Source organism: Fundidesulfovibrio putealis DSM 16056 (assembly GCF_000429325.1).
Lineage (GTDB): Bacteria > Desulfobacterota > Desulfovibrionia > Desulfovibrionales > Desulfovibrionaceae > Fundidesulfovibrio > Fundidesulfovibrio putealis.
Map to the genome: position 1 here is coordinate 222,427 of NZ_AUBQ01000005.1, position 17,854 is coordinate 240,280.

The window sequence follows — 17,854 nt, forward strand, 5'->3', positions numbered from 1 at the left end:
CCCGGGCGGGAAAAATCTAGGCCTCGGGGGCAAGATGGCGCACGATGATCTCCAGATCCTGCGGGCGCGACTTTGCCCCGAGCGACACGGAGTGCCCGTGCACCCGGAAGGCGCCGTCCGTTGCCTCGACGTATCCGGCGGACAGGACGCTCGAGTAGGGGACCAGCTCGCGCATCTCGCCGTGGCTTATGCGGCTGGGGAACAGGATGGGCGCCGGGTGCCCGGCGAAATCCTCGAAGATGATGTATTTCATGGCAGCCTCTCTTCTGAGGGTAGGCTTTTTCCAGAAGATTGTCGACGGGTGTAACTTGCGGCAGTGGTTCATGGCTCATGATTTGAACAGTTGTTCATTTTTCTGGTGTGGGATCAGGTAGGGAAAGGGAGTTTCCGGAGGGGAGATGATATAAATCTGCCATGCGGTGCTTGTTTGTTGACTGGTGTGTGACGAATGGCTACGGAGAGTGCTGGCGTGACGCATGGTGCGATGCGTTGGAAGCGATCCGTTTTTCCAGGTGCTGTTTGGTTAGCGCTGCAAAATGCTAGGGGGGCACGTGGACGCATCGATCTTTCAGGGCCTTGGGCCAAGGATGCAGGTCCATGAACTCGGCATGATGCGCAGCGAGATAGCTGCTGCTCATGGCGTGCTGCTGGATGCTGTTCCGGTGGCGCTCGCGGTGTTGAACGAGTTCTGGCAGGTGCTCTTCACCAATGCACGGTTCAATGCGCTGCTGGATCTGCGGGAGCCATTGTCCATCCTGGGTCTGCGCCTGGGAGAGATGAGCGGCTGCGCCAACGCCGGGACGTCGCTCAGCGGGTGCGGCACGTCTCTTTCCTGTCCCCAATGCTCTGTCTTCAAGATCGCCTACCGCGCGGACCGCGACGCGGGGGCGAGCGTCTCCATGGTCCTTCCGGTGGTCGGCGCGGTCACGGTCGACGTGGGCATGGGGCTGGGCACGCCCGTGGGCGTCCCTCTTCGGGTCTGCTCCTTCTCTCCTGCCTGAACGCTTTCAGGTCCGCAGGCCGTCCTTGGCCCTGTTTTCTGCTTCGGGCCCTGCTTTAGTGCGGAATATGCCTGTATCCATCTTTACAAACTGCGGAACGTGATGTAATTACATCAGGCTTTTGCAGTGAGTATTTCAATTTCCCTTTTGATATAGAGAACTTACAATGAGCTACGTTCCGATGAACCTGCGCCGCCTGGTGGCCGATGTGCTGCCCAAGGGCTTCGAGGTCGCCAAGACCGGCGAAGAAGAGCCCTCCGGCGGCTACGAATATTTCTACGTGCTGGACCCGGCCCGCCGCCGCCGCACCTTCTCCCACGCCAGCCCCACCCTGGACGAGCTGTACGGCGAGATCCGCAAGCTGGCCGTGGAAGTGCGCCGCCTGGACTACTGGAAGCGCAAGTCCGAGATCACCGACGCCGACATCGACGCCCTGGTGGAGAGCGTGTGCACCAACATGCCCAAGTTCAAGGGCCAGCGCTGGGGCTACGCCCAGTCCGACATGGCCACGCCCTGCTGCGGCACGGAGATCCCCGCCGGAAAGTGGTGGATTCACGAGGACGCCGGGATGCTGGGCCAGTTCGCTCCCATCGCCCAGAACGCGGGCTCGCCCGACGTGGTGTTCATGGACGCCGCCGACTTCGCCCGCTACCTGATCGAGCGCAAGGAGTCGCGCTTCGAGCGCTCCGTGCGCCAGTAGCGCGGGCGTCAGACCAAAGAGCCTTCAAGCGCCGGGCGGCCATGCCGACCGGCGCTTTTTTATGGCCGCCCGCTGCCCTTGCGGCCTCGCCCCCTTCCTTGTATGGTCCGCGCGTTTTGGAGGCTGTCATGCGCACACTCGTCTCGACGCTTTGCATATTCCTGCTGGCCTGCTCGGGCCTGGCTTTCGCCCAGGCGCAGCCCAAGCCCTACAAGATCGCCATCCTGGAGTTCGACCCTGTCACATCGGAGGCGGTCAAGGACAACCTGGGACGCGTCACGGCGGAGTTTCTCATCACTGCCGCTGTGAATTCCGGTTCGTTTGGCGTGGTGGAACGTGCCGCCATAAAGAAGGTGCTGGATGAAATGCAGTTCGGCCAGGGCTCCAACGCGCCGGGCAGCGTGGCCCAGGCCATCGGAACCATGGTGGGCGCGCAGGGCGTGCTGACCGGGTCCGTGGCCAAGAACGGCAACTCGGTGCGCCTGGACGCCCGGCTGGTGGACGTGGCCAGCGGCAGCATCGTGGCCGCGCGCAACGCCTACGCCAAGGGCGACCTGCGCTCCATCGCCACTGCGTCAGAACTTCTGGTGAGTCAGTTGGAGGGCGATCTGTCGCGCCTGACGCCTGCCGCGCCCAAGCCCGAATCAAAGCCCGAAGAGAAGCCTGCGGCCCCCCAGACCGTTCAGCCTGAGATTAAAGCACAGGAAAATCAACCTGTTATCTCAGAAGATAAACAGCCCGCCCAGTAGACTTCCGTGCTCTGATATGTTTCTGCAACGTACTGTTGCGCCCTGTGTCGCCACTGCAACAGGGACGCTTCAATATGTTGTAATGCAAATGAAAGGAAAAAATGGGTTGCATGGGTTTGCCGTGTTGCGCTAGGGATTTTCCGACCCGCACGAGGTGAACGCATCCTGCCCTCCAGGATGACCGGTTTCCACGCAACAGGCCGCACCCAGGTCTGTCCCCCGTGGACCGGGACAAGCTGACAACCGGCGACCAGCCGATATGGAGATCGACGGAATGCGCAGATGGACGGTGTTCGTAGCCGCCTTGGTAGTGCTCAGCATGCTCTTGCCGGGCGATTTCTCGCTGGCCAAGTCCACCCAGACCGAGCAGTCCGGAAAGAAGACCGCCGCGAAGGTGGAGTCTTCGGCCAAATCTTCCGCCAAGAAAGACGGCGGGCAGTCGTCAAAGTCCACACGCAACGCCAAGGCCGAATCCAAGAAGGATGTGGCGAACCAGTCTTCCAAGACTGGAGCCAAGGCCGAGGGCAAGGCCGGGACAAAGTCTGCGGGCAAGTCCGAGGCCAAGTCCGGCGAAAAGGCTGCCGACACCGCCAAGTCGAAGTCGGCGTCCAAGGGGAAGAAGCGCGCTGCGGGTGAGGCCAGGGAGTCCAGGCAGGCAAAGGCCGCTCCCCCGGCGCTTCCGGATTCCTACAAGGGCGAATTCGGCGTGGACACCAAGGCCGCACTGGTCATGGACATGCAGACCGGGCGCGTGCTCTTCGCGCAGGAGCCCGACATGCCCATCCCCCCTGCCTCGCTCACCAAGGTGCTCACCCTGTTCCTCATCAATGAACGCCTGCGCGAGGGCACCCTGAAGCTCGACGAGTCCATCCCCGTCAGCCAGGAAGCCAGCCACGCGGGCGGCTCCACCATGCGCCTGAAGACCGGAGAGTCCGTCACCCTGGACGACCTCATCAAGGGCATCGCCATCGCCTCCGCCAACGACGGCTGCGTGGCCGTGGCCGAATACCTGGGCAAGGGCGACACCCACCCCTTCGTGGAAGCCATGAACCGCAAGGCCAAAGAGATCGGCATGGCCAACTCCCAGTTCTTCAATCCCAACGGCCTGCCCGCCGAAGGGCAGGTCACCACCGCCCGCGACATGGCCGTGCTGGCCCAGACCTACCTGAAGACCTTCCCCGAGACCCTGTCCATCCACTCCATGACCGAGTTCACCCGCAACAACCGCGTCCGGCACAACTCCAACTCCCTTTTGGGCAAGGTGGAGGGCGTGGACGGGCTGAAGACCGGCTTCGTGTGCGCTTCCGGGTTCAACATCGTGGTCACGGCCAAGCGCGGCGATACCCGTCTGGTTGCTGTGGTGCTCGGGGCCAAGAACCGCCGCATCCGCGAGCGCGAGGCCACCCGTCTGGTGGAGGAAGGCTTCAAGATCGTCGCCGCCGAAAAGAGCGGTTCGCATCAGCAGGTGGCCATGCATGGCAAGGACCCGATGCCCCACTAGACTTGCGGCCTGCTTGCACGTACTCCGGGCGTCCGGCCACAGGGCCGGACGCCCGTTTTTTTGAGGTTCAGCAATGTTAAGCACAAATCCCGCCACCGGCCAGGAGATCGCCCGGTACGAGTGGCACACCCCCGCCCAGGTCGAGGACATCCTCGCCGTCAACCAGACAGCGCTTCGCTGCTGGCGCAATTTCCGCATTCCGGAGCGCGGCGCGTGCCTGCACAAGGCCGCCGACATCCTGGCTGCGCGCACCACCGAGCTGGCCGCGCTCATAACCGCCGAGATGGGAAAGCCCGCAGGCGAGGCCCTGGCCGAGATGAAGCGCTGCGTGAACGTCTGCCGCTTCTACGCCGACCACACCGAAGAGATGCTGCGCCCGGAGAAGCCCGCCGGAGCCCCCGAGGACGCAAGCATCGTGTTCGATCCCCTGGGCGCGGTGCTGGCCATCATGCCCTGGAACTTCCCCTTCTGGCAGGTGCTGCGCTGCGCCGCCCCGGTGCTCATGGCCGGGAACTCCTTCCTGCTCAAGCACGCCCCGTCGGTCACCGGCTGCGCTTTGGCCGTGGAGGAGATCTTCTCGCAGTGCGGCATGCCCGCTGACCTCATGCGCACGCTCGTCCTGCCCGACGAGCGCGTGGCAGCCGTGATCGAGGACCGGCGCGTGCGCGCCGTGAGCCTCACCGGCTCCTGCCGGGCCGGGGCCGCCGTGGCCGCCGCAGCCGGTGGCGCGCTCAAGAAGGCCGTGTTGGAGCTTGGAGGGTCCGACCCGTTCATCGTGCTGGCCGACGCGGATATCACCCTGGCCGCAACCTCTGCCGTGGGCGCGCGCTTCTACAACGCCGGACAGACCTGCGTTTCCGCCAAGCGCTTCCTGGTGGCGCGTCCTGTGGTGAACGAATTCATAGAGCGCATGGCCCACGGGGTGAGCCTGCTCAAGATGGGCGATCCCACCCGGCCAGAGGTGCGCATCGGCCCCATGGCCCGCGACGACCTGCGCCGCAACCTGGAGCGACAGGTCAGCGAGTCCGTGGCCATGGGCGCGCGCGTGGTGCTGGAGGGCGGGCCTGAGCCCGGGCCGGGGTTCTATTTCAGGCCGGTGATCCTGGCTGACGTGCGCCCCGGCATGCCCGTGTTCGAGGAAGAAGTGTTCGGCCCGGTGGCCAGCATCACCACGGTGCACGACGCCGAGGAGGCCCTGCGCCTGGCCAACCGCACCCGCTTCGGCCTTGGGGCCAGCGTCTGGAGCCGCAACGCCGCCCTGGCGCGCAAGCTGGCCGGGCTCATCGAAGCCGGGACCGTGGCCGTGAACGCCCTGGTGAAGTCCGACCCCAGGCTGCCGTTCGGCGGCGTGAAGGACTCGGGCTTCGGGCGCGAGCTTGGACGCCAGGGGCTCCTGGAGTTCGTCAACGCCAAGGTGCTGCGCCTGCCGTAAGCCCCGTTTCTACTTCAGGGCCTTGTGCTTGAGCGTGAAGAAGGACACGGCCTGGGCCAGATCGGCGGCGCGCTCTTCCAGCTCCTTGGAGGTGGAGGCCATCTCCTCGGCAGCGGCCGCGTTGGTCTGGGTCACCTGATCCAGCTGGCGCATGGACAGGTTGATCTGGTCCGCCCCGGAGCGCTGCTCCGCGCAGGCGGACGAGATGTCCCGGACCAGCTGGGACGTCTTCTGGATGTCGGGCAAAAGTCCGGAAAGCGAGTGCTCGGCCTCCTCGGCCACGGCCACGCTTTCGCTGGAGAGGGTCCCGATTTCCGCCGCCGCCAGACGGCTGCGTTCGGCCAGCTTGCGCACCTCAGCCGCCACCACGGAAAAGCCCTTGCCGTGCTCCCCGGCCCGCGCGGCCTCGATGGCTGCGTTCAGGGCCAGCAGGTTGGTCTGGCGCGCGATGTCCTCGATGATGAGGATCCCCTCGGAGATCTTGCGCATGGCCTGGGAGGCCTGCGACACCGACTCCCCGCCCTTGCGCGATTCTGCGGCCACACGCTCGGCAAGCTGCCCGGTCAGCCGGGCGTTGTCCGCCGTGTTGGCGATGGTCGCGCTCATCTGTTCCAGCGTGGCCGAGACTTCCTCCATTGAGGCAGCCTGCTCGGCAGCCCCCTGGGACAGGGCCAGGGCGGCGCTGCTGGTCTGGCGGCTGCCTGCGGCCACCGCGCTGGAGCTCTCCTGGATGTTCTCCACCACGCCGTGCAGGGTGTCCACCATGGAACCCAGCGAGTTGGTGAGCTGGGCGATCTCGTCGCCGCCGTCCGAATGGGCGCTCTCGGTCAGGTCGCCCTTGGAGAGGGCCTGGGCCAGCTGCGCTCCCCGCGTGAGCGGCGCGGTGAAAAGGCGCGCGACCAGCACGCCGATGGCGGCCGCCACCGCAAGGCTCAAGGCCATGGCGGCGAGTGAGAGCCTGCGCATGTTTTCGCCGGTGGCCAGGGCCTCGTCCTTGGCTGCTGCGGTCTTTTCGGAGTTGTCTTTCAGGAGTGCCTCGAGCTTTTCCATGAAGGACAGCTGCTGCTTGTAGCTTTCCTGGAACACCTTGTGGACCATGGCGGCCTGGATGGCGTCGGCCTCGTCGGCGGACTTCAGCAGAAGCTCGAAGTTCTCGAACACGGCGTCCATGCTGGGTTTCAGTTTGCGGTATTCGGCCAAGGCCTCGTCATGGCGGGTCTGCGCGGCGAGTTCCTTGATGCGTCCGATGCCGGCGTGGAAGGCGTTGTGGTGCGGGATGGCCTGCGAGAGGACGTTCTGGATGCGCGTATTGGCCATGGTCTTGGCTTCGGCGGCCAGCCACTTGCCGAAGTTGCAGGCCGTGGGGTCCGAGCCGCCCTGGTAGGCCAGCCCCAGGTTCACGTAGTCCAGGGCCTGGGTGATGGCCTTGTAGTGGTCGCCCCGGAAGAGGTTGATGTTCTTGCGCAGCTCCATGGGGAAGGCGATGCCCGAGGCGTCCCACTGGTGCGAAAGATCAAGCGCCGAGTTGTTCACCGTGCGCCAGGTATCGATCTCTGCCAGCATGGCTTCCACGGCCTTGGTCTCCTCGGGGGAGTGGGGCAGGCGCTTGTATTCGTCCATGTTGGACTTGTAGCGCTCGCGCCCCTTTTCGATGGCCTCGTACTGCACGGCGCGGGTCTGGGGGCTCATGCCCGGGACCAGCAGGCCCCGCATGGCGGAGGTGATCTCCACCAGGTCCGCTTTCACGCGGCGCAGGCTGTCCAAGGCGGGCATCCGGGCCTGGCCGAAATCCATCACCGCCTTGTCCAACGCGTTGATCCCGTATAGCCCCATGATCCCGCCGGAGAGCGTGATGAGGGCTGTCGCCAGAAAGCCGAGGATCAGTTTCGTCTTGATGCCGTATGATTTCATAACATCACCCGGATGGCTTGGCTTGCCGAGCAAGGGCAAGCTGGTTTCGCGTGTATCCGTCCCAGCCTGAAACGCGGGAGTATGGAAATGTCCTGTCAGGCGAAACGTTTCCGGGGCATCGGGGGCATCCGGAAAAACCGTGCGGGTGCGCTCTTGACCTGGCAGGGTGCGAATATTGTTCGAAAAAGCACTAGCGAACATTCCTTAGAAACACAAAGTAAAAATGCGGCCACGCCCAAATGGGCATGGCCGCAGGGAGTTCGGGAGAAGGCTGGCGGCGCGTTCTTAGTGAACGGAGTTGGCGGTGTTCGCCGCCGGCGGCGGGGTGCTCTGGAGCTTCTCGATGAAGGCTTTCACCTGGTCCATCTGCTTCCAGTTGACGAACATCTCCAGCCAGTCGTCGTAGCTCAGGTCGTGGGCGTCCAGGTAGCTCTCGTGCCCCTTGAGCCACAGCGACAACAGGTGCATCTCGATCTTGAAGGGCTTGGAGTCCATGGCCTTGGTGACCACGCCGGGGGCGTACTTGGGGCCGTCCAGCAGGCGGCACACGAACGCGCCCACGTTCTTGCAGGATTCCTCATAGGTGAGCACCGTGCCGTTGGTCTCTTCCAGCATGGGAACCAGCTCGGCGTGGGTCTCGCGGATTTTCTCCATGACCTCGGCCGGGATGTCCAGCACGGTCTGTCCGTCCTTGTCCTTGGCGAAATAGAACCGTGCCCAGTGCTCCAGGATGAAGACCCGGATGATGTCGCGGGCCAGGGTGGATTCGTCGTCCAACATATGAAAGCTCCTTCTCAGGTTTCGTTTTCTGTTCTGTGGCAGCGCACGAAGTGTCCGGGCGCTGCCTCGCGCCAGGGCGGCGCTGCGGCGTCGCAGTCCGGCCCGGCCTGCGGGCAGCGCGGCGCCAGGGGGCAGGGTCCGGCGTGACGCTTAAGCGCGTCGTGGGCCTTAACGTCCTGCGCATGGGCCTTGGCCCTGGGGTCGGGCGCGGGAATGGCCGCCAGGAGCATGCGCGTGTAGGGGTGCAGGGGCTTTTCGTACAGGCTGCGGGCCGGAGCAAGTTCCATGAGCCGCCCCGCGTACATCACGGCCACCCGGTCGCTCAGGTGGCTGACCACGGCCAGATCGTGCGAAATGAAAAGATAGGTCAAACCCAGGCGGTTTTTCAAGTCTTCCAGGATGTTTATCACCTGGGCCTGGATGGACACGTCAAGCGCGGACACCGGCTCGTCGCAGATCACCAGCCTGGGGTTGAGCGCCAGGGCGCGCGCGATGGCGGCGCGCTGGCGCTGGCCGCCGGAGAACTGGTGCGGGTAGCGCGCGGCGTGGGCAGCCGTCAGGCCCACCATGTCCAGAAGCTCCAGCACGCGCTTGTGGCGCGAGGCCTTGTCGCCAACGTTCCGGGCGATCAGCCCCTCGGCCACGGACTCGGCCACGGTCATGCGTGGATCGAGCGAGGAGAACGGGTCCTGGAAGACCATCTGGACCATCTCCGGCATCTGGCCCGGAAGTTCGTCGTCTGCCCACAGGTCGCGCCCGTCCATGAGGATGTTGCCGCTGGTGGGCGGTTCCAGGCGGACGGCCAGCCGGGCCAGCGTCGATTTGCCGCAGCCCGATTCGCCGACCAGGCCAACGGTCTCGCCGTGGGCCACGGTGAGGTCCACCCCGGCCACTGCTTCCATCTCGTGGACCGCGCCGAACACGCCCCGGCGGGTGCGATACACCTTGCGCACGTCGCGAAATTCCAGGCAGGTGCTCATGACCGGCCCTCCTGCCCCGGATCGCCATAGAGCCAGCAGCGCACCTCGCGCCCCTCATCCGGCCTGAACGTCGGCGGGGCGAGCTTGGCGCAGGGCTCGAAGGCCTTGGGGCAGCGCGGGTGGAAGTGGCATCCCGTGGGCAGCGCGGTCAGCGGCGGCACGGCGCCCGGCACCGGTGTCAGCCTGCGCCGCTCCGGCCCGAGCTTGGGCAGCGAGGCCAGAAGCCCCTGCGAATACGGGTGCAGCGGTCCGTCGAACAGTTTGTCCACCGGGGACAGCTCCACCAGCCGTCCGGCGTACATCACGCCCACGCGCTGGCAGGTCTGGGCCACCACGCCCAGGTTGTGCGTGATGAGCAGCATGGCCAGCCCACGCCCGGAATCCGGCGCGGCGAGCGCGGCTAGAAGCTCCAGGATCTGCTTCTGTATGGTCACGTCCAGGGCCGTGGTGGGTTCGTCCGCGATCAAAAGCTTCGGCCCGCAGGCCAGGGCCATGGCGATCATCACCCGCTGGCGCATGCCGCCGGAAAGTTCATGCGGATAGGCCGTGAGGGTGCGCGCAGGGTTGGGCAAACCCACCTGGGCCAGCAGGTCCTCGCAGGCGGCGCGGGCTTGCGACGTGGAGAGCTTCTTGTGCAGAATGAGCGGTTCGGCCACCTGCGCGCCCACGCGCATCACCGGATTGAGCGAGGTCATGGGCTCCTGGAAGATCATGCCGATCTTGGCCCCGCGCACGGCGCGCAGTTCCTCGGCAGGCATGGTTGCCAGATCGCACCCCTCGAACAGGGCGCGCCCCCCGGCGTGGCGTCCGGGCGGCGGCACAAGCCCCAGGATGGACAACGACAGCACGGTCTTGCCGCAGCCCGACTCGCCCACCAGCCCCAGCGTCTCGCCCTGGTCCAGGGTGAAGCTGACGGCGTCCACGGCGGGAGCCGGGCCTTCGGAGGTGTCGAAGGCCGTGCTGAAGGCGTCCAGTTGCAGCAGGTGGTGGTCCATTTTTCCCTTGTGAGCCAAGCGTCCGGCCCGTAGACGTAAGGCTTTCGCAAGGCGATGGCAAGGAGGCCGGAAAAGGTGTCGAACGTAGCGGTTATCGGCGGAGGTTTGGCCGGGTGCGAGTGCGCCATGGCTCTGGCGCGCGCGGGGCGTGCGGTGACGGTCTTCGAGATGAAGCCTCATCGCATGAGTCCGGCGCACCTGAGCCCCCAACTGGGTGAGCTGGTGTGCTCCAACTCTCTTCGCTCCGACGAGGCGGACAGCGCCATCGGGCTTTTGAAGCGCGAGATGGAGAGCCTGGGCAGCCTTGTCATCCAGGCGGCGCGGGCCACCGCCGTGCCTGCGGGCAAGGCCCTGGCCGTGGATCGGGAGCTGTTTGCCGACTTCGTCACCAAGGCCATGGAGGCCGAACCGCTCATCACCGTGGAGCGGCGCGAGATAACCACCCTGGACGATCCGGCCCTGGCCGGGTTCGAGACCATCGTGGTGGCTGCCGGGCCGCTGGCCTCGCCGGAGCTGTCCGAGAGTCTGGCCCAGGCCATCGGCGCGGGCAGCCTGTATTTCTACGACGCCATCGCGCCCATCGTGTTCGCCCATTCCATCGACCGCGATAAGGTGTTCTCCCAGTCGCGCTGGGAGGAGGGCGAGGGCGACTACCTGAACTGCCCCATGGAAAAGGACGAGTACACGGCTTTCCATCAGGCGCTTCTGGACGGCGAGAAGGTCCAGCCGCGCGAGTTCGAGAAGGAGATCCACTTCGAGGGCTGCATGCCCGTGGAGGCCCTGGCCGAGCGCGGCTTCAAGACCCTGGTGTTCGGGCCGCTGAAACCCGTGGGCCTGACCGACCCGAAAACCGGCAGGAGGCCCTACGCCGTGGTGCAGCTGCGCCCCGAGAACGCGGAGCTTTCCACCTACAATCTGGTGGGTTTCCAGACCAAGCTGAAATACCCGGAGCAGGAGCGCGTTTTTCGCATGATTCCGGGCCTTGAGAAAGCCGAGTTCGCACGCCTGGGGTCCATCCACCGCAATACGTACGTGGACGCGCCCAAGGTGCTGACGGAGGGGCTGGAGGTGGCGGCGAAGCCGGGGGTGTTCCTGGCCGGGCAGATCACCGGAGTGGAGGGCTACGTGGAGAGCGCGGCCTGCGGCCTGTGGCTGGGGCATCATCTGGCTGCGGGCATGACCCCGCCGCCGGAAGAGACCGCGTTGGGGGCGCTGCTGGCGCACCTGAGACGACCGGTGAAGAAATTCCAGCCGTCCAACGTGAACTACGGGCTTACGCCTGAGCTCACCGAGCGCGCCAAGAAGGACAGCCGCAAGGCGCTGTACGCGGCGCGGGCCAGGAAGGCGTGGGAGGAGTGGATAGCCTTGAATTCTATTGGCATGCTGAAGGTGTGATATTTCTTACTTATTCCAACGATCGGCGAACAACTTGCAAATATTCATTCCATTGTTCAGTCGTTGCTTCGCTTTTTGCTAAGTTACACCCGAGATGCGTAATTTGTAGGTTTGAGAAATCATAAGATTTATTTTCGCTATCAATTCGATCTCTGGACATTTGTAGAAGGAAATTCGTGCCTTCAAGGGGTATGGGTGTTTCACAGAGGGCGCAACAGCCTGCTTGCTCCCGCCATCTTTGCATTAATAATTGAAATAGATCCGAAATATTCGGGCATCTGCGTGGAGGATAAACACCATTGCGATTTTCCCCGGCACGTTTTATGTCGGTAATAATTAAGTTTATAAGCCGTGAAAATTCTTTTTTAAGAGACTCGTCTGTTGTATTGAGGTCGAGGGCTGCCTGCGCTTCTTGGGTTAACTGAATGTCAACTGGTTCAATTACAAGCTCTAGCAGGCTCTGCATCTCGGCAGGTGACAGTTCAACACATCTTCCAAAATATTTTGGGTTTCCAAGCTGCCTGTATGTTTGTGGAATGACTTCGTGCGCTTTTGGATAATTAAGGACAGTAAAGGCTTTCTCAACTGGGAGAGACCATTCCCAGCGCCCAATCCCGTATTCCTCTACTGCATACCTCCATGAATCTTTCGGGACTATTGTTTTGGTTTCTAGGGGAGTGCGCGGTTCTGCTGAAATGACAGAAAGTATAGATTGTCTGTGGGCAGGGTCTTTTGTGTTGCTTCCGTTGCTTGTTCCGATGGAAATAACAAAATCTTTTCCTCTTCGGAAAACATTTGAAAACTTTTTTGCCGTTTCTTTTTGGGAAAATGATAAGGCCGGCCATTCATTGGACATGGGGCCAAATTCACTTTTCACATATATACGCGAGTCTGGTTGAATAATGTCCCGAATTTTCATGATTTTCCATATGCTGCTTGGTGTTGCTTGGTGAATATAAGTGTATGCTTTGTTCTACGTTTAGACAAGCATCTGCCGTCACCTTTAATCTGAAGAAACCCCGTCAGGCCGCGACATCTGTCTGACAACTCGGACTAGTCTACCCCTCCAGCGTCTCCGCAATCTCTTCAAGCATCTTCTCGGCCACTTCGACCGGGCGCTCGGCCCGGCTGATGGGCCTTCCCACCACCAGATGGTCCGCGCCGGATGCGATGGCCCGGGCCGGGGTCATCACCCGGTGCTGGTCGTCCTTCACGCCGTGGTCCGCCGGGCGGATGCCGGGCGTGACGATAAGAAAATCGTCGCCGTAGACGCGGCGCAAGAGCGCCGCCTCCCTGGCCGAGGCCACCACGCCGCCGCAGCCCGCCGCCAGGGCGATGCCAGCGCGCGCCTCCACCAGATCCTCGATGGTGCCCGGATACCCCAGCTCCGAAAGCTCGGTGTCGCCGTAGCTGGTCATCACCGTGACGCCCAGCACCGTCGTCTCCCCGGCCTGCGCCACAGCCGCGCTGCACACACTGCCCACGTGGGCGTGGATCGTCGCGAGGTTCACGCCGCGCTTGGCGGCCTCGCGCATGGCCATGCCCGTGGTGTTCGGGATGTCCAGGAACTTGAGATCCAGCATCACCTTGTGGCCCATGTCCCGCACGCGCTCCACCAGCCCGAACCCCTCGGCCAGAAACAGCTGAAGCCCGATCTTGTAGTACCCGATGGTTCCGCCCAGCTGCTCCACGAGCTTCAGGGCCTGCCCGGCGTCGTCCACGTCCAGGGCGAAAATGATGCGTTCATTCAGCGGAATGTCTTTCACGATCATACGGCGAATCCCAGCAGCGCGGCGAAGGACCGGCCCGCGCCACGATGCAGTTGTTTGTCCCAGATAAGGTTTTGCACGGCCCACCACTCCTCGGGCAGGCCAAGCTCCCGCAGGCGCTTCACCATGAGCTCAAGCGCCGTCCAGTCGGGGGCAGGCGAGGATGCCAGGGCCAGCGTCCGCGCTCCCACGCGCTCCATGAGTCCGGCGCGCTCATAGCCGCAGCCGGAACTCTGGCGCAAAAACGTCAGGAGCAGTTCGCGCCGTTTGGCCGGAAGGTCAAGCCCCCAGAGCCAACTCCAGGCAAGCGAAGCCCACATTCCCGCCCAGCGTGGGGCCAGGGTCATGGTGGCCTGGGCCTCCTGGATCTCCGTGACCAGATGGACGCCAAAGCGCATGCGCCCGGCGGCGCTCTCCCACACGGCGTCGCCCGCGCGGATGGCGAAGGCGTCGGCCAGGGCCTGACGCTTGTTCACGGGCAGGTCGCCCGGCAGAAAATGCGTTTGCTCTCCGGACAACGATCCCTGGACGGTCACAGCCGTACCCAGAGGGTCGTCCTGCCCGTTCCCGCCTGTTACGCCGTCACCGCCGCTTCCGGGCGGCGTCCACTGGTAGCGCACCGTGTCCACGCCGGATTCATGCGCCCATGAGATTGCAGCCGTCCCGCCCGAGGCACTCTCGGCAGTGACGGCCACGCTCACGCCGGGCCAGTCGGCCTGGGCGGTTTGCCCGGCTTCCGGCAGGCGCTCCTCGGCCCACAGGGTCAGGAGGGCCTGGGCAGTGAGCGAGGCTTCTGACTCTTTCCGCGGCAGGACCAGTTTGTGCCAGACCGCCTCGGCGTTGCCGTATTCGGGCAGGTTGGACTCGGCGCTGCGCAGGATGGGCATGATCTCGGCCTCGAAGCCGGACATGCCGGTGCGCTCGGCCAGCTCCATGGCCCGCAGCGCGAAGGTGAGGGCGTTCACCGGCTCGATGCGCGAGACCTCGTCGAAGAACCAGGCGCAGCTGGCCAGCGACGACAGCCCCCACTGCTGCATGGCCAGGAGCTTCCAGGCCACGGCCTGCTCGGCGGCGGAGAGCTTCTTGCGGAAGTGCTCCTTGGCGAAAGCGTCCTGGCTGGTGAGTCCGGCCAGCACCTTGCCGTAGGCGGTCAGGGCGGCGCGTGGGTCGGAGAAGCAGGACGCGCCGCGCTGGAAATAGTGCTGGTCGGCCATGTCCTTCATGCGTTGCAGGGCGTGGCGCAGCGGGCCGCGCCAGCGCTGGTGCCAGCCGGGATGCCCGCCGTCGGTGCAGCCGCAGTCGGAGCGCCAGCGCTCCACGCCGTGGGCGCAGCTCCAGGCCGAGGGCTCGTGCAGGCGCACCTGCATGACGGGCGGGTTGGCGGCCAGATGCGCGCCGAAGTTGGTGATGGTCAGCCCGTCGCGGCCCTGCCGGGCCTGATCCAGCACGAAGGCCAGGGCCATCTCGCCGAAGGTGAAGTGGTGGCCGTAGGTCTCGCCGTCGGTGGCCAGGGTCAGAAGGCCCGGCCCGGAGGCCTGGGAGAGCCTGCGCCAGAAGCCCTCGCCGTCGGCCAGCAGCCGCTCGAAGGCCACGGCCTGGGAGAGGGGGCCGTCGTAGAAGTACACGCTGATGGAGAGCCCCGAGGGCAGCTTCACCAGATACGGTCGGCGGATGTCCAGGGAGCCCTGGTCCACGGGTGTCCAGTGGCCGTTTTCCAGGGGGGCTACGGCCATGGCCTGCCTGGGGGCGAGCACGGTGAAGCTGATGCCGTTGGCCGCCAGCACCTCGAGCGTGGCGGTGTCCACGGCGGCCTCGGCCAGCCACATTCCCTCCGGGGCGCGGCCGAAGCGGGCCTGGAAGTCGTCCACGGCCCAGGACACCTCAAGCTCCTTGTCCAGCTGGGTGGCCAGGGGGAGGATCTGGTGATGGTACGCCTGGGCCATGGCGTTGCCGTGCCCCAGGCGTTTGATGCTGGCCCGGTCGGCCTCCACCATGAGGCGCACAGTGTCCGGGTCGGCGGCGGCCATCCAGCCAAGCAGCGTAGGCCCGGCGTTGAAGGACATCCACTCGTAGCAGTTCAACACCTCGACGATGCGCCCGGAGCCGTCCAGCCGCCTGGCCCGCGCCAGGGGCGCGTAGGACTCGCGGGTGATGCGCTGGTTCCAGTTGAGGCTGGGGGCGGCGCTGCCCTCGGGCAGGATGGCGGCCAGCCAGGGGTCCTCGCGCGGGGGCTGGTAGAAATGGCCGTGGATGCAGAGGTGTTTGTTCATGAAGTACCTGGTCCTTGGGGTGCGTGGCCGTGGAGGAGACGCCCTGACAGGAACCCGTTTTCGGTCCCGGCGTCAATGCTGTCGGTGGGAGCGGGCGTCAGCTCAGGCGCCGCCGCCAGGGCTTGCCCATGGCGCGCGCCAGCACTCCGGCCAGGTCGTCGTATTCCACGGGCTTGGCCAGGTAGTCGTCCATGCCTGCGGCCAGGAAGCGTTCGCGGTCTCCGGGCAGGGCGTGGGCGGTCAGGGCGATGATGGGGATGCTGGACTTCTCGCCCAGGGCCGGGGCGGCGCGGATGGCCCGTGTGGCCGTGATGCCGTCCATCTCGGGCATCTGGATGTCCATGAGCAGGCAGTCGAACTCTTCCTGGGCCAGGGCGCGCAGGGCGTCGGCCCCGTTCTCCACGATGGTGGCCCGGTAGCCCAGGCTCTCCAGCATGTCCATGGTCATGACGGTGTTGATGGGGTCGTCCTCGGCCAGCAGCACGCGCCCGCCGATTTTTGGTCCGGCTCCGGGGAATCCTGGGAGGGCGGCCACGGCCAGGGGGGCCTGGATTCCTGCGGGCGCGGCGTGCACCGGCATGGTGAAGGCCATGAGCGTGCCCTCGCCGGGGGCCGAGTCCACATCCAGCGAGCCTCCCCACAGCTCCACCAGCCGCTTGACGATGGCCAGCCCGAGTCCCGCGCCCTGATAGCGGCGGGTGTGGGAGCCATCGGCCTGGGTGAAGGGTTCGAAGACGCGGGCGAGCTTTTCCCTGTCGATGCCGATGCCGCTGTCCTCCACGGTGAACAAAAGGCGCGCCACGCCGTGCCGGTCGCGTTTGACAGACTCCACCCGGATGGCCACGGAGCCGTGCTCGGTGAACTTCACCGCGTTGCCCACCAGGTTGAACAGGGCCTGGCGCAGCCTGCCGCCGTCGCCGATGAGCGTGCGCGGAAGCGCGGGGTCCGATTCCATGATGAGCGCCACGGACTTGGCCTGGGCCTGGCGCGAGAACAGCTGGGAGATTTCCAGCAGGATGTCGCTCGGGGCGAAGGGCTCCAGGCCGCACTGCTGGCCGCCAGACTCCAGTGTGGAGAATTCCAGGATGTCGCCCAGGAGCGTCAGGAGCGAGCGGCCGCAATCCAGGGCGTTGCGGGTCCAGCCGGTCTGCCGTTCGTCCAGGGCGGACTTCTCCAGCAGCTGGAGCATGCCCAGCACGCCGTTCAGCGGGGTGCGGATCTCGTGGCTGACGTTGGCCAGGAATTCGCTCTTGGCGCGGCTGGCCTGTTCGGCGTTCTCCTTGGCCTCGATGAGTTCCCGTTCGCTTTCGCGCTGTTCGGTGACGTCGATGACCACGGCCAGAACCACCCGCTGCCCGGAAGGGTCCTCTGTGAGCAGCGCGTCCAGGAGCACCTGTCTGGTGAGCCCCCGCTGGGTGCGCAGCCGGCCCGAGACATGGCGCAGGGCGTTGCCCATCCAGACCTCTTCCAGGCGCTCCTGGTCGATCTCCAGGACTTCGGACGCGGGGATGGCCAGAAGCTCTTCGCGGGGCAGGCCCGTCAGGTCGCACAGCCTGCGGTTCACGTCGCTGAACCAGCCGTTGGGTGCCAGGGAGAACATCATCACCGGTGCTGCCTCGAACATCTGGCGGTACCACTTGCGCCCCATGCGCACCTGTCGTTCGCGCTCCTCGCACTCGTCCATCATGGCCCGGATGGCCCCGGCCAGATTGTTGAATTCCTGCACGCCCAGCATGCCGGGCCGCTCTCCGCGCTCCAGGGCCTTGGCGATGACTGCCACCGGGCGCGAGATGGCCCGCTGGGTGAAGAGCAGGAAGGCGCACAGAGCCAGGAGCAGAAGCCCCCCGGAGCCCAGATAGAGCGTGCGCACGCTGCTGGCCAGCTGGGCGTAGTCGGCGGCGTTTTCAGTGAGGATCACACGCCACCTCCAGAGCGGAAACTCGATCTGGTAGGTGTAGCGCTCCTCGTCGCCTCCGATGTCGGCCTTGACCGCCTTCTGGGGCTGCACGGGCAGGGACAGGAGCGCGGCGGGGGATTTCACGCCGTAAACAAGCAGCACCGTGCCGTCGGCGTCGGCCACCAGGCCGGGCGATTCGGTCAGGCGGAAGTGCTTTTCCAGGCGGCCCAGGGCCCTGGCCTTGCTGACGCGCACTTCGGTCGGGTCGGACATCTTTCCCGACTGGGCCAGGGTGTCGTAAGCGTTGCCAAGGATTTCGGCCACCTCGCGGGAGTAGCTCTTGAGGTCGCGCTCGGCGCGCTCTCCGGCGAAACGGGAGATGGAACTCAGGACGAAGAGGGTCAGGAAACCCCAGGCGAGGAGGACTCCGAGAACGATAGGCAGGCCCAGGCGAAAGGAGAGGCGGTTGAACAC

At 65.0% G+C, this 17,854-nt stretch carries 15 protein-coding genes; 6 read left to right on the top strand and 9 right to left on the bottom strand.

From position 1 onward, the window contains the following. Positions 1–16: 16 nt before the first annotated feature. Positions 17–253 carry a hypothetical protein gene (locus G453_RS0106425; protein WP_027190385.1) on the bottom strand — a complete coding sequence of 79 codons (237 nt, stop codon included), beginning with the start codon at positions 251–253 and terminating at the stop codon, positions 17–19. 298 nt (positions 254–551) lie between these two features. Between G453_RS0106425 and G453_RS0106430 the strand changes: the two genes are divergently transcribed. From G453_RS0106430 to G453_RS0106450, 5 genes are all read left to right on the top strand, one after another. After that, on the top strand, positions 552–1,001 hold the full coding sequence (locus G453_RS0106430) for a hypothetical protein (protein WP_043644707.1): 450 nt from the start codon (positions 552–554) through the stop codon (positions 999–1,001). A 166-nt stretch (positions 1,002–1,167) separates the two neighbouring features. Then, positions 1,168–1,701: a hypothetical protein gene (locus G453_RS0106435; protein ID WP_156920827.1), complete on the top strand. Its 534-nt coding sequence runs from the start codon at positions 1,168–1,170 to the stop codon at positions 1,699–1,701. 128 nt (positions 1,702–1,829) lie between these two features. After that, the gene (locus G453_RS0106440; protein WP_027190388.1) at positions 1,830–2,450 is read left to right on the top strand and encodes a FlgO family outer membrane protein; all 621 of its coding nucleotides are present in this window, start codon (positions 1,830–1,832) and stop codon (positions 2,448–2,450) included. 274 nt (positions 2,451–2,724) lie between these two features. Further along, positions 2,725–3,951: a serine hydrolase gene (locus G453_RS22715; RefSeq protein WP_156920828.1), complete on the top strand. Its 1,227-nt coding sequence runs from the start codon at positions 2,725–2,727 to the stop codon at positions 3,949–3,951. Positions 3,952–4,024: 73 nt separating this feature from the next. Then, complete coding sequence (locus G453_RS0106450; protein WP_027190389.1) at positions 4,025–5,383, top strand: NAD-dependent succinate-semialdehyde dehydrogenase; 1,359 nt, start codon at positions 4,025–4,027, stop codon at positions 5,381–5,383. Positions 5,384–5,392: 9 nt separating this feature from the next. Here G453_RS0106450 and G453_RS22720 read toward each other — a convergent pair whose 3' ends face one another. From G453_RS22720 to G453_RS0106470, 4 genes are all read right to left on the bottom strand, one after another. Beyond that, complete coding sequence (locus G453_RS22720) at positions 5,393–7,294, bottom strand: methyl-accepting chemotaxis protein (protein ID WP_051271854.1); 1,902 nt, start codon at positions 7,292–7,294, stop codon at positions 5,393–5,395. 285 nt (positions 7,295–7,579) lie between these two features. Next, positions 7,580–8,074 (bottom strand): hypothetical protein, encoded by a 495-nt coding sequence (locus tag G453_RS0106460; RefSeq protein ID WP_027190390.1) that lies wholly within the window; start codon positions 8,072–8,074, stop codon positions 7,580–7,582. Between the two features lie 14 nt (positions 8,075–8,088). After that, on the bottom strand, positions 8,089–9,054 hold the full coding sequence (locus tag G453_RS0106465; protein ID WP_027190391.1) for an oligopeptide/dipeptide ABC transporter ATP-binding protein: 966 nt from the start codon (positions 9,052–9,054) through the stop codon (positions 8,089–8,091). Continuing rightward, entirely contained in the window at positions 9,051–10,049 is a 999-nt protein-coding gene (locus G453_RS0106470; protein WP_027190392.1) for an ABC transporter ATP-binding protein, read from the bottom strand. Before G453_RS0106470 ends, G453_RS0106465 begins: the two co-directional genes overlap by 4 nt. A 54-nt stretch (positions 10,050–10,103) precedes the next feature. On the opposite strand from G453_RS0106470, the gene trmFO reads away from it, so the two are divergent. After that, the gene (gene trmFO, locus G453_RS0106475) at positions 10,104–11,444 is read left to right on the top strand and encodes a methylenetetrahydrofolate--tRNA-(uracil(54)-C(5))-methyltransferase (FADH(2)-oxidizing) TrmFO (RefSeq protein WP_043644710.1); all 1,341 of its coding nucleotides are present in this window, start codon (positions 10,104–10,106) and stop codon (positions 11,442–11,444) included. 10 nt (positions 11,445–11,454) lie between these two features. Here the strand turns inward: trmFO and G453_RS27810 are convergent, their stop codons facing one another. The 4 genes from G453_RS27810 to G453_RS22725 form a co-directional block, all read right to left on the bottom strand. Then, positions 11,455–12,363 carry a hypothetical protein gene (locus G453_RS27810; protein ID WP_156920829.1) on the bottom strand — a complete coding sequence of 303 codons (909 nt, stop codon included), beginning with the start codon at positions 12,361–12,363 and terminating at the stop codon, positions 11,455–11,457. A gap of 139 nt (positions 12,364–12,502) precedes the next feature. Beyond that, entirely contained in the window at positions 12,503–13,216 is a 714-nt protein-coding gene (gene pyrF / locus G453_RS0106480) for an orotidine-5'-phosphate decarboxylase (protein WP_043644713.1), read from the bottom strand. Further along, positions 13,213–15,483 carry a DUF3536 domain-containing protein gene (locus G453_RS0106485; protein WP_027190395.1) on the bottom strand — a complete coding sequence of 757 codons (2,271 nt, stop codon included), beginning with the start codon at positions 15,481–15,483 and terminating at the stop codon, positions 13,213–13,215. Before G453_RS0106485 ends, pyrF begins: the two co-directional genes overlap by 4 nt. Before the next feature lie 97 nt (positions 15,484–15,580). Beyond that, on the bottom strand, positions 15,581–17,854 hold the full coding sequence (locus G453_RS22725; RefSeq protein ID WP_051271858.1) for an ATP-binding protein: 2,274 nt from the start codon (positions 17,852–17,854) through the stop codon (positions 15,581–15,583).